We start from the raw sequence: 11,040 nt of genomic DNA on the forward strand, positions 1-11,040 counted from the left end.
TGCAGATCCTGTCGCCCCATTACCTCGGCGATCCGCAGCTGGCGAAGTGGGGCCCCGGGGAGCACTGGCCTGCCAGCGCGCGGGTTGAGCATGGACGCCTCCCAGGGGGTTGAGTAGGATGGCGCGTTCGTGCTGTTTGCCGCTTACGGACGATTCCTGTGGTGGCATCGGTGCTGCACCGCTGAGCCTGAAAACAGCCGGTCAGCAGACTTTTTCGGGCCCTTTGCCGCCCGCCGTGCCCTTGATCCGAGGTTGCCTGCTCCATGTCGATTGTCGCTCAGCGCCCGCTCTGGCAGGTGTATCTGATCTTCCTGTTGCCCATGGTCTTGTCCAACTTCCTGCAGTCGTTTTCCGGCACCCTCAATGGCATCTACATTGGCCAGATGCTGGGTACCCAGGCGCTGGCGGCGGTGTCGGGGATGTTCCCCATCGTGTTCTTCTTCATTGCCCTGGTGATCGGCCTGGGGGGCGGTGCCTCGGTGCTGATCGGCCAGGCCTGGGGGGCCAGGGAGCTGGATACGGTGAAGTCGGTGGCGGGCAGCACGCTGTTGCTCGGCGCGATGATCGGCTTGCTGGGGGCGGTGCTGGGCAGCCTGTTCGCGCGGCCGGCCCTGCAAGGGCTGGGCACCCCCCTGGATGTGCTGGACGAGGCGGTGGGGTATGCCCGGGTGATGATGCTGATCATGCCGTTGCTGCTGGTGTTCGTGCTGTTCACCCAGTTGCTGCGGGGGGTCAGCGATACCCTGTCGCCGTTGCTGGCGTTGATCGTCTCGACCCTGGTGGGCCTGCTCCTGACGCCGGCGCTGATCCTTGGCTGGCTGGGCCTGCCGCCCATGGGCATCCAGAGTGCGGCCTTCGCCGGGCTGGTGGGGAACATCTTCGCCATGGGGTTTCTGGTCTGGCGCTTGAGTGGCCGCAACCATCCCCTGGCCCCGGACCGGGCACTGTTCGCGGCGATGAAACTGGACCCGGCGATCCTCGCCAAGGTGCTGCGCATCGGCCTGCCCACCGGGGTGCAGATGGTGGTGATCTCGTTGTCTGAGCTGGTGATCCTGTCCCTGGTCAACCGCCATGGTTCCCAGGCCACCGCGGCGTATGGCGCGGTGACTCAGATCGTCAATTACGTGCAGTTCCCGGCACTGTCGATCGCCATCACCGCCTCGATCCTCGGGGCCCAGGCCATCGGTGCCGGACAGTTGCAGCGGATCACCCCGATCCTGCGCACGGGGCTGGCGATCAACCTGTGCCTGACCGGCGCCCTGGTGTTGCTTGGCTACCTGATTTCCCACTGGCTGTTGGGATTGTTCATCATCGATCCGGCGGCCCTGGTGCAGGCCGAACACCTGCTGCACATCATGCTCTGGAGCATCCTGGTGTTCGGTTTCCAGGCGGTGGTGGGCGGCATCATGCGCGCCAGCGGCACGGTGTTGATGCCGGTGGCAATCTCGATTTTTTGCATCCTTGGGGTGCAGGTGCCGGCGGCCTATTTGCTGGATGCGCACTATGGCCTGCAAGGGGTATGGATGGCCTTCCCGGTGGCGTACCTGACCATGCTGGTGCTGCAGACCTGCTATTTCAAACTGGTCTGGCGGCACAAACAGATCCAGCGCCTGATCTGACAGCGGATTCAACCCGTCTTGGCGCTCAAGTCAGGAACCCTTGGAGGGGGGGAGGCAAGACCACTGTATGGTGGCGATTGTGGCGGACGTCACTCAGGTTGCCGAGTTGCTGCGGGCAGGTGAAAACGCGCGGTATGCCGACGTTGGGTACACCGGTGTTGCGCGTTTCATATAGAGAGATGAGCTGAGAAACCCAGCACAGCGGTGCGCATGCGAGAGTTCGCGATAAATCGCACCGAGCGGTATGGCGTATTCAACTTGCCGCGTGGTCGCGACAAGTTGATCGGGGGTTCTTAGAGAACTTGGCTACAGTTTTTGTTGGCGGCTGTTAACCGGAAGTTCACCCTGTGATGTTTTTCAATGGCGCTCTACAATTTAAATGAAAGGGCAGAAAAAACCATCCCGCCACTTCCTGCCCAACCCATGCAGAACTGATCTTTTTCAACTACGCCTCGACTAATGGCATCGAAAATCCCAAAAGGTATCGATGCGGTAATGATGTTGCCTGTTTTATGCCCGACGTGATGCAGTTTGTCATCGATGCCGATGATCTCGCCAATGTGATCCCACATTTTTGGTGAGCCAGTGTGGATGAACATTTTATGAATGTCCGAGCCAGTTACTTTGTGCATGTTAAAGACGTTTATCGCTTCGTTTCGACCATCTTCATGCAAGGCCGCAGCGTAAGAGTTGAATTGATACTCCCCGCCTGTTGGTGAAATGCGAGGCGTATCCTCCTCGTTGCAGAACAGCTTCCAATCTGGCAGGGAAATGGTAGAAAGATCGCTCAAGTCAGGCCTGCTGATATAAGAGAACCTGAAGTTTTTAGGTGATTCATTGCTGAGTATGGTGACTGTTGCTGCTTCTCCGATGGTAAAGCTTGGGAACTTGTACGCCAGTTCTGACGGGGACTCTAACGTAAAGTTCTTTGGCATCACTGGCCCGCCGTCAGACATGCCAAACTCCATGTTGACAATGACCGCGTGGCGTATCTCACCCGCTTCCATCTTGCTGTTGATGACGTCCATGGCCGTCACCCAGCCGTTGCAGGCGTCGACAACATCGAAATTTCTGCAGCTCAGGCCCAGGGCCTTGGCGATGAACGTACTGTTGGCTGGCTCAATAAACCCTCGTGTAACGTTGGGGTAAATTAACAAGTCAACGTCTGCCTTGCTGATGTTGGCCTGTGCTAACGCTGAGTTGAATGCCGCCTCCATCAGTTGCATTGGTTTTTCTCCGGCGCCTAACCAATGCCGTGTTTCGATTCCACTTTTATCAAGTAGTTTGCCGATGGTTTTCAGTGTTTTTGGCAAGTCATCCTGGAAGGTGTTTTTCGAGTGTTGCTCAACCAATTCAAGAACATCTTGGTTTGTAACGATTCGCGAAGGAAGAATTCCTGAAAGTCCTACGATTTTCATACAGCATCCTTGTTTAAGTGTTCATCCATGACGATGAGTGTGCAGGAGCAAAAATGACTCATTCATTACTTGCCAAGAGCGAAGGTTATTTCGCTTTGAGAATCTTTATTTTAACTAGTAATTTCCCTTCCTAGTTGCACTAAGTGATTGGAGAACATATTTTTAGCACAGAAAGTCATGAAAGCAAGGTCGCTACTAAAATTTAAATTTTTATGGCTTTTAGATCATCTAGGCAGCAGCGCTGTTGTCATGCTCAAACAGAAAATAAAAACATCCGATCATGTGTCTTGAAGCGGAATCGGTTTATGACATGCATCAAGATTTTCTCAACTAGTGTGCTGTTCGCTAAGTGACTTATCGAGTGCTTGCCGACACCTCAAGCGTGATCTTTACCTTGGGCTGTGTACCGTGAGTGTGCTGGGCATCACCCTTGGCCCAGAGGCGACACCAAGCCGTACGGTGCAGCGGCAGTGGCTTTGTCCACCCAGATCGAACTCGCAGGGTTATTCGGGGCATGGCTCGGATACTGACCCCGTGGCGGATCTGAAGCCGGGTTTCAATTCCTCCGGGCCTGGGCTGGCGGGAGGCGCTGCCAACCTTGGATCACGATGTACAGCAGCGGCCCGATAGAGACGAAGACCGCTGTCAGCAGCAGGTAGGGCAGCACCGAGAATACCGAGCGCCCGCGGCGGCGGGCGTCGCTCAACATCCAGGCCGAGGCCAGCAGCGCCATCAGGTACAGATCGATTACCACTTGTGCGGTGTCGGGCCGCGACAATAGTTGCAGGCCGAACTGCAGCAGTGACTGCTCGGCCTGGAGCAGGGTGAACAGGGTGTAGCCGCTGAAGGCCAGCAGGGCCAGGAGCGCGGGATAGGGACGGTGCATGCAAGAGTCCTCGATCAGTCAGGGCGTGGGCAGGCGGTTTGGCGGCGTTGCCGGCTCAGGTCCAGCAGCAGGCAGAGCAGGCCGGCACCGCCGCAGGCGAAGATCAGAGCCTGGGACAACGGCGAGTCGAACAGACACAGCGGATGTTCGCGCAGGTTGAAGTGCAGCCCGGCGTGGACCACGGCGAAGCCTGTCAGCAGCCGTCGGCTGTTGCGGCGCACGCCAGGACGCGGATGCCCGGCGAGCCAGATCAACCCGGCAACTAGGGGGATGTGCAGGGCGATGAACAGCTCCTGGCCGAGCATTGGCTCAAGGTGGCGCAAGCCATACAGCAGGCGCCATTCGGACTGGGCCACGGCGTCCAGTTCATGGCCGGCGAACAGGGCCACGCAAAGCACCCAGAGTGTTTTTCTCACGGTGAAACTCCTTGAACTACGGGAAGCAAACAGGCTAAGTGGCAACCCAGCCGTCACTCAATGACCCCACAGGTCATAGACAGGAGGGCGGCCAATCCTGTCAGCTGTGCCTGGCACGACGATCACCTTCAAGGAGCGAGCAGTGATGACCGAACAGACACCGGGCCCTACCAGCGGCCGGTTGATCCGTGCAGCCCGCCCCGAGGATGTGCCAGCCATGCTCGGCTTCGATGCCTATGCCAGTGCCCACCCCGGGCGTGGCCTGGCGATCCATCGGGCCGTCGAGCAGGGCCAGTGCTGGGTCGAGGTCGAGTCCGCCAGCGTGCTCGGCTACCTGCTGCTCAGCCATGATTTTTTCGACCAGGGCTTCGTTTCCCTGGTGGTGGTGGCGCCCGACCAGCAACGTCGGGGCGTGGCCCTGCGGCTGCTGGAGGCGGCGCAGCAGGCCTGCAGGACAGCCAAGCTGTTCATCTCTACCAACCGCTCCAACCAGGCGGCCCGGGCGCTGATTGCCAAGGCCGGATTCCTGCCCAGCGGAGTGGTGGAGAACCTTGACCAGAACGATCCTGAACTGATCTATTTCAAGCCTGTGCGCTGATCGCCAAGGCTTTCGCAGAATGCGCCCATACAGGACGACCCCGCCCCATGCTCGAATCTCATGAATCCGCCGCCGTCGGCTCGCTTTCCGTGGGCATGTTGTTGCGTGAACTGCGTCAGCAGGCGCGCTTGAGCCAGCTGGAGCTGGCCTTGCAGGCGGGCATGTCGCAACGGCACCTGAGCTGCGTCGAGACCGGTCGCGCGCACCCCAGTGCCGGGCTGCTGCACAGCGTGCTGGGCACCCTGGATACCCCGTTGCAAACCCGCAATCGAGTGTTTCTCGCTGCCGGCTACGCCCCGCGCTACGCCGCCCTGGCGTTGAATGATCCGGGCCTGGAGCCGGTGCGCACGGCGCTGATGCACCTGCTCAAGGCCAACAATCCGGCGCCGGCGATTGTCATCGACAGCCACTGGCAGGTACTGGCGGCCAACCGCGCAACCACTGCCTTGTTTCAGCTGTTGGGGCTGCCGCTGGACGCAATCGAGCAGGGCTTCAACCTGTTGGCGACCCTGCTGGCGCCCGGCGGTTTCGGTGACTGCCTGATCAATGCCGAGGAGATTCGTCAGGTGGCCTGGCAGCGGGCGGCGCGCGAGGCAGCGGTTGATCCGGGGCTGGCGACCTGGCTGGCGAGCCTGCCGTTTCCCGGAGAGTCGGTGGCGACGCCTGACCTGGCCACGCCACTGCTGTTGACCCGGGTCCGCAGTCCCCTGGGCGAACTGCGCTTTCTCTCCACCTTCACCACCTTCGGCATGCCCCAGGACATCACCGTCGCCTCGTTGCGCATCGAGCACCTGATACCCGCAGATGAGTCGACCTGGCAGGCGCTGACCGAGGCTTGTGAAGGCCTTGCGGCAAGCGAACCGGGTTAGATCGCCAGGGCCCGGGCCGGCAGCTCGGGGCGGCTGTCCGAGGCCGGAAGCGCGCCGCCCAGGACCATGCGCGTCAGGGTCGCGGCAACGCCTTGGAAGTCCTCGGCGCTGGGGCCGTTGTTGTGGTTCATCAAGGCGATCTGCCAGCCGAGGGTGGGGTAAGTCTGGGTCGCCGCGCCGATGAACAGCAACAGATGTTCCGGGTCGATGGCGGCGATCAGGCCACGCTCGGCCCAACGGCGCAGGCAGTCGATTTCGCTGCGGTTCTGCGCTTCCAGGCTTTCGCGCCAGGTGCGCGGCAACTGCTGCGCGCCGTGCAGCAGTTCGCTGCAGAGGATCTTCGAGCGTAGAGGAAACCCCTGGACGATCTGCACCCGCGCCTCGATGTAGGCCTTGAGCGCGGGGCCGGGGTCGGCGTCCTCATGCAGCAGCAATGAAGCCAGGCGCAGAGGTTCCAGCAACGGCTGCAAGACCTCGGCGTAGAGATTTTCCTTGGTGTGGAAGTAGTAATAGAGATTGGCCTTGGGCACCCCGGCGCGCAGCGCGATGTCCAGGGTCTGGCAACCACTGAAGCCCTTGGCGGCGAACTCGTTGCGAGCGGCGTCGAGAATCAGTTGCCGGTGGCGCAGTCGGGAGCGGCGTTCCCGGCTCGCCGGCGCGTCCACCTGAAGTTGTCCCGAGTGAGCCTCAATGGCGGGTGGGGGCACAGCAGCGGTGGTCGGTGAAGGGCGATGCATGGGGACGTCTCAAGGTTCGATATTCGCAATATACAAAAGTATATAGCGAAACGCTTGTGTCCGGCTCAAGTGCTGATGCATCTGGATATGGCTTGCTTGGGGAAGGCGGCGAGGCCGGGACTGGCAGGCAGTTCCGGCCCCGGGGCAGCGTCAGGCGCTGCGCGTGCGACTGCGGGTCCAGCGGCGTGCCAGGTAGGTATAGACCGACAGGTTGATCAGCAGCACCAGGCTGCCCAGCCATAGCTGGATGCCCGGGGTCAGTCCGGCGGGATAGATCAGTGGGATCAGGTAATGCTCGATGAACCCGGCGCCGTAGCCGTCCTGTCCGGCAGCATGGCGCAGGAGGTTTTCCCAGCGGGTCAGCGGGCATTCCAGGTGCCAGACTTCCACAGCCACGCCCCAGGCCGCGGCGGGCAGGTGCAGCAGCATCAGCCGTGGCTGGCGCAGTACCAGCAGTCCGCCCAACAGGACGAAAAGGATGAATGACAGGTGAAACAGCACCAGGCTGTCAGCGGCAATGCGGTAGAGCATGGGGGGTCCTTGTATGAGAGGCAGGTCCGTGGCGCAGGCGCCCGGGGCAATATACCGATGGCGGGGCAATCGTGGGCGGCGATTCTCCGCGGCGCGGGAAAAAAGCCTGGGTCGGCAGCGCTGCGGTTTTCCTCCGAATCCCGGCACGCTGCTACCTATACTGCATGGATGTCGGGGCGCGGTGCTGGACCTGACACCGTCTTTCAGGGAGGGACCTGCCTTGTTACCGCTGGCGACTCGCTGCCGTCATGGGGGGGCCTTGTTCAGTCTCGGTGCGCTGATGGTGTTGCTGCTGGCCATCGCCGGGTGCGCCGGACGCGCCCCGGTGCCGGTTGCGCTGCCTACGGTCAGCCCGGCCACCTGGCGCCAGGTCGATGGCGAACTGCTGGACGCCGCAGGTTCCGCCACCGAGCAGGCCGAGGTCTATGCCCGGGGCTCCATGGAGCATTGGCGAACCCGGGTCTATCAACAGACCGACGAGAACTTCATCCCCTGGTTCAGTGGCTACTGGACCCAGGAGTGGCTGTCGCTCAAGGTTGGCTGGTATTCGCTGAACAGTCGGGGCGACAGTGGGCAATCGTCGCAGCGCCTGGCCGGATACCTGCAGGAGCAATACCAGCAGCGAGTGCTGGCGCCGGTGGCCCTGGAAATCGATGCCAATGAGATCACCGGCGAGGCCATGGAGTTCTACGTGCAACTGCTGCGCCAGCAACTGGCGCTGATCACTGCCCGTCATCAGTTGCCGGCGTCGCAACTGGACCAGCACCTCGATCGGTTCCTGGCCATCGACCTCGGCCCGGGCGCCGACCAGCGCGCCTCGTTGAGGCAACTGCTGCGGGTCGAGCCGGTTGCCCGCTTGCCGGCCTATGGGCCGTTGTTGCAGAAGATCCACGGGGCTGCGGCCACCGAGGAGGGCGTGGCGCCGCCGGGGGTGTCTCAGGTGGCACAGGTGACCAGTGAAAAACTCCAGGCCCAGTTCGCCAGCCGCGGTGTGGCCGGCGCCGTGGCTGCCGCGGTGGGCCGGGTGGCCGGAGCGCTGATCTCGGTGGGCGTGGCGGGCGTGCGGGCCATGGTGCAGAGCCATGACCGTGAGGATCTGCAGGCGCAGACTCGGCAGGATCTGGGCGCCGCGTTCGATCAGGCCTGGCTCAAGCAGTTGCACGACCCCGAGCATGGGGTCATGGCCGGGGTGTATTACCTCGGCCAGCAGATCGAAGGCCAACTGCAACGGCAGCAGCCGGTGGTTGAGCAGGGCGGCGCTGCAGGCGCCCCTTGAGGCACCGGAGGCGGATCAGCTTGGGCCGCGCGCGCTGGAGTCCGGGATCTCGCCAGGTCGAGGCGTCTGCGGCAGGATCACTTCAGGGGCGCTGATCCCCGCCGCATGGCGTCCGGCGATGTAGCCGAAGGTCATCGCCGGCCCCAGGTTGATGCCACCGGACGGATAGAAGCCACCCATCACACTGGCCATGTCGGTGCCCGCCGCATACAGCCCCGGGATCGCCGCGCCGGCCGGGTCCAGCACCTGGGCCTGGGGGTTGGTCTTGAGTCCGGCAAAACTGCCGAAACTCCCGGGCAGCACCTTCACCGCATAGAACGGCCCCTGCTGGATCGGTGCCACGCAGGGGTTGGGGCCCGGATACAGGGCATCGCCCTGCTTGCGGTTATAGGGCGTCGAACCACGGCCGAACTCGGGGTCCTGGCCTTGCCGGGCATGTTGATTGAACTGCTGCACCGTGGTCGCCAGGCCTTGGGGGTCGATGCCGCAACGCTGCGCCAGGGCCTCGATGGAGTCGGCTCGTTGCAGGTAGCCGCTGCGCACCAGCGGTGCCACGGGCAGCGGGAAGGGCCGCGCATAACCCAGCCCGTAGCGCCGCTGGAAGCGGTGGTCGCAGATCAGCCAGGAGGCCACTTCCTCACCCGCGGGAACCGTCTCGAGCATGGCGGCGGTGTAGTCGTAGTAACCGTCGGCCTCGTTGACGAAGCGCTTGCCGTTGGCCAACACCCCGATCAGCCCGGGCTTGGCCCGGTCGATGATGTGGGGAAAGTGCCCGATGCTGCCGTCGGCGTGCGGCACCCGCGACACGGGAGCCCAGGCCATCGGGCTGGCGAGGTCGGTCACCAGCACGGCGCCCGCGCTTTCACCGAGCCGGATACCGTCCCCCGCGCAGCTCAGCGGCGGCAGGGCCAGGTGCTCGTCGGGGCCTGGAGCCCGGGGCAGCAGCGCCTGGCGCCGAGCCGGGTCATGGGCAAAACCGCCGGCCGCCAGCAGCACGCCGCGACGGGCACGGATTTCCCGCAAGCCCTGTGGCGTCTCGACCAGCGCCCCCCGCACCCCGTGCTCATCGCGCAGCAACGAGCGGGCCGGTGTGGACTCCAGCAAGCTCACGCCGAGGTCCTGGGCCGATTTTGCCAACCGGCCGATCAGCGCCACGCCGTTTACCAGGTGCATGGCTCGACCGTGCAGGGCCAGGTCCCGCAGGTGGCGCAGGAAACGCTTGGCGACATGCCGCAGCGACTTGAACGAACGGGTCATGCTGAGAAAGGCGCCCAGGTCGGCACCGGCCATGATCGGCATGCCCATGAACGAGGTTTCCCGCAGGGTCCTGCGCAGTCGCGACAGCAAAGGACCAATGGCCCGGGCGTCGTAGGGCGCGGCAATCACCTGGTGACCCTCGATGCCGGCGCCGGGAACTTGGCCATGAATATCCGGAATGCCGTTGCCATCGACGAATTGCAGGGCGGTGTGTTGCTCGAAGAAGGCCACCATCTGCGGCCCGTTATCGAGCAGGGCATCGATGCGTGCTGCGTCGTAGCGTTCGGCGAGTTCATGCTTGAGGTAGGTGCGCGGCTGCTGCGGGTCTTCATCGATGCCGGCGCGACGTGCCAGGGGATTGCCCGGCACCCACATCCAGCCACCGGACCAGGCGCTGGCACCGCCGAAGGTGCTGTCCTTCTCCACCACGATCACCTTGAGACCGTGCCAGGCGGCGGTTACGGCGCAGGCCAGGCCTGCGGCACCGGAGCCGATCACCAACAGGTCACAGTCCAAGGGGGGGAGGGTTGCGCAGGGAGCTTCGCTCACGATGACAGGCCTTTTTTGATTATTGTGGAAAAGTGGAATTATGTTCCACTTTTGTGGAAAACTATTCCATAGCGTCTGGGAGGCTGTCAAACCAGACTCGGTTCGCCCGCGGCAACGCCCAGTGGTCGGGAGTTGCCGGGGGCATGAGAAGAGGCGGCGCGACTGTTCGACGCGTTGCTAGGGGGGGCTCAGAGCGCGTTGGGTTTACGCAGAATCAGATCGAACCGGTGGTTGTACTTGGGACCGCGCAGGCTTTTGCCCAGGCCTTCGCTTTCCGCGAAATGCTCGATTTCCAGGCCGGCACAGAGTTCCAGTGCCGCGCTGCGCGAGTGAAAGGTCCGGTCCGGGTCCGTGGACCATTGATCCCGCTCACCGAACAACTGGCCCACCAGCAGCGCCCCGGGCTGCAAAGCCTCGACCTGCAACTGCCAGAACCTGGCGAACCACTCCGGGTGGCAGAACGGCCAGGCCAGGCCGGCATGAATCAACTGCGCGGGTGGCAGTTCGTCGAGGGTTTCAAAGTGCTGCTGGAGAGTGCGCAGGCGACCGGCAGCCAGAGGGCCGACCCGGGTCCTGAGGCGCTCGATGGCCATGGCTTCCTGGTCGATGGCCAGTACCTGCCAGCCGCGCTCTAGCAGCAGGCAGGTTTCGATGCCTGAGCCGCAGCCCAGGTCCAGGGCCTGCGGTGGGGTTGCTGCCGGTACGCCCAGGTCCAGGGCACGGCTCAACAGGGCGGAAGGTGCGCGACCTTCGAAGGTCTTGTAGAAGGCCTCCCAACGGGCGGATTCATCGAAGTCGGGTTCTTGCATGTCACGATTCCTGCTTTGTCGAGATGACATCCTAACGGACTCGAGCGGTTTTCTTGGGGGCCGCCTTGCTGCTGA

Annotated in this window: 11 protein-coding genes and 1 pseudogene; 5 read left to right on the forward strand and 7 right to left on the reverse strand. The window is 62.8% G+C overall.

Annotation, left to right across the window (positions count from 1 at the left end; genetic code table 11):
• The first annotated feature begins 263 nt into the window (after positions 1 to 263).
• Both GV819_RS27160 and GV819_RS33880 read left to right on the forward strand, forming a co-directional pair.
• Complete coding sequence (locus GV819_RS27160) at positions 264 to 1,619, forward strand: MATE family efflux transporter (protein WP_161759126.1); 1,356 nt, start codon at positions 264 to 266, stop codon at positions 1,617 to 1,619.
• Positions 1,620 to 1,680: 61 nt separating this feature from the next.
• A pseudogene (locus GV819_RS33880) lies at positions 1,681 to 1,785 on the forward strand (IS5/IS1182 family transposase); the annotation flags it as partial.
• A 202-nt stretch (positions 1,786 to 1,987) separates the two neighbouring features.
• On the opposite strand, the gene GV819_RS27165 reads toward GV819_RS33880, so the two are convergent.
• The 3 genes from GV819_RS27165 to GV819_RS27175 form a co-directional block, all read right to left on the reverse strand.
• Positions 1,988 to 3,037: a 3-oxoacyl-[acyl-carrier-protein] synthase III C-terminal domain-containing protein gene (locus GV819_RS27165; RefSeq protein WP_161759127.1), complete on the reverse strand. Its 1,050-nt coding sequence runs from the start codon at positions 3,035 to 3,037 to the stop codon at positions 1,988 to 1,990.
• Between the two features lie 556 nt (positions 3,038 to 3,593).
• A complete protein-coding gene (locus tag GV819_RS27170) occupies positions 3,594 to 3,923 on the reverse strand; it encodes a DUF2834 domain-containing protein (RefSeq protein ID WP_161759128.1) in 330 nt (109 codons plus the stop codon).
• A 14-nt stretch (positions 3,924 to 3,937) separates the two neighbouring features.
• The gene (locus tag GV819_RS27175) at positions 3,938 to 4,339 is read right to left on the reverse strand and encodes a DUF6713 family protein (RefSeq protein WP_368668946.1); all 402 of its coding nucleotides are present in this window, start codon (positions 4,337 to 4,339) and stop codon (positions 3,938 to 3,940) included.
• A gap of 145 nt (positions 4,340 to 4,484) precedes the next feature.
• Here GV819_RS27175 and GV819_RS27180 point away from each other — a divergent pair, with 145 nt between their 5' ends.
• Both GV819_RS27180 and GV819_RS27185 read left to right on the forward strand, forming a co-directional pair.
• Positions 4,485 to 4,937: a GNAT family N-acetyltransferase gene (locus GV819_RS27180; RefSeq protein WP_161759130.1), complete on the forward strand. Its 453-nt coding sequence runs from the start codon at positions 4,485 to 4,487 to the stop codon at positions 4,935 to 4,937.
• A 47-nt stretch (positions 4,938 to 4,984) separates the two neighbouring features.
• The gene (locus GV819_RS27185) at positions 4,985 to 5,806 is read left to right on the forward strand and encodes a helix-turn-helix domain-containing protein (RefSeq protein WP_161759131.1); all 822 of its coding nucleotides are present in this window, start codon (positions 4,985 to 4,987) and stop codon (positions 5,804 to 5,806) included.
• On the opposite strand, the gene GV819_RS27190 is transcribed toward GV819_RS27185, so the two are convergent.
• Entirely contained in the window at positions 5,803 to 6,543 is a 741-nt protein-coding gene (locus tag GV819_RS27190; RefSeq protein ID WP_178126104.1) for a TetR/AcrR family transcriptional regulator, read from the reverse strand. The genes GV819_RS27185 and GV819_RS27190 overlap by 4 nt on opposite strands.
• A gap of 150 nt (positions 6,544 to 6,693) precedes the next feature.
• Complete coding sequence (locus GV819_RS27195; protein ID WP_161759132.1) at positions 6,694 to 7,074, reverse strand: DUF2784 domain-containing protein; 381 nt, start codon at positions 7,072 to 7,074, stop codon at positions 6,694 to 6,696.
• A 259-nt stretch (positions 7,075 to 7,333) separates the two neighbouring features.
• On the opposite strand from GV819_RS27195, the gene GV819_RS27200 reads away from it, so the two are divergent.
• The gene (locus GV819_RS27200; RefSeq protein WP_256667611.1) at positions 7,334 to 8,350 is read left to right on the forward strand and encodes a hypothetical protein; all 1,017 of its coding nucleotides are present in this window, start codon (positions 7,334 to 7,336) and stop codon (positions 8,348 to 8,350) included.
• Positions 8,351 to 8,365: 15 nt separating this feature from the next.
• Here GV819_RS27200 and GV819_RS27205 read toward each other — a convergent pair whose 3' ends face one another.
• Both GV819_RS27205 and GV819_RS27210 read right to left on the reverse strand, forming a co-directional pair.
• Positions 8,366 to 10,156: an FAD-dependent oxidoreductase gene (locus GV819_RS27205; protein ID WP_368668947.1), complete on the reverse strand. Its 1,791-nt coding sequence runs from the start codon at positions 10,154 to 10,156 to the stop codon at positions 8,366 to 8,368.
• A gap of 188 nt (positions 10,157 to 10,344) precedes the next feature.
• The gene (locus GV819_RS27210; protein WP_161759133.1) at positions 10,345 to 10,965 is read right to left on the reverse strand and encodes a class I SAM-dependent methyltransferase; all 621 of its coding nucleotides are present in this window, start codon (positions 10,963 to 10,965) and stop codon (positions 10,345 to 10,347) included.
• Positions 10,966 to 11,040: the final 75 nt, after the last annotated feature.

This window comes from Pseudomonas sp. Fl5BN2, from assembly GCF_009908205.1.
In the GTDB taxonomy this organism is placed as follows: Bacteria; Pseudomonadota; Gammaproteobacteria; order Pseudomonadales; family Pseudomonadaceae; genus Aquipseudomonas.

What these genes read in the sequence shown, in the direction of transcription:
- GV819_RS27160 (WP_161759126.1), top strand. Translation starts at nt 264, where the DNA reads ATGTCGATTGTCGCTCAGCGCCCGCTCTGGCAGGTGTATCTGATCTTC.
- GV819_RS27165 (WP_161759127.1), bottom strand. Translation starts at nt 3,037, where the DNA reads ATGAAAATCGTAGGACTTTCAGGAATTCTTCCTTCGCGAATCGTTACA.
- GV819_RS27170 (WP_161759128.1), bottom strand. Translation starts at nt 3,923, where the DNA reads ATGCACCGTCCCTATCCCGCGCTCCTGGCCCTGCTGGCCTTCAGCGGC.
- GV819_RS27180 (WP_161759130.1), top strand. Translation starts at nt 4,485, where the DNA reads ATGACCGAACAGACACCGGGCCCTACCAGCGGCCGGTTGATCCGTGCA.
- GV819_RS27185 (WP_161759131.1), top strand. Translation starts at nt 4,985, where the DNA reads ATGCTCGAATCTCATGAATCCGCCGCCGTCGGCTCGCTTTCCGTGGGC.
- GV819_RS27190 (WP_178126104.1), bottom strand. Translation starts at nt 6,543, where the DNA reads ATGCATCGCCCTTCACCGACCACCGCTGCTGTGCCCCCACCCGCCATT.
- GV819_RS27195 (WP_161759132.1), bottom strand. Translation starts at nt 7,074, where the DNA reads ATGCTCTACCGCATTGCCGCTGACAGCCTGGTGCTGTTTCACCTGTCA.
- GV819_RS27210 (WP_161759133.1), bottom strand. Translation starts at nt 10,965, where the DNA reads ATGCAAGAACCCGACTTCGATGAATCCGCCCGTTGGGAGGCCTTCTAC.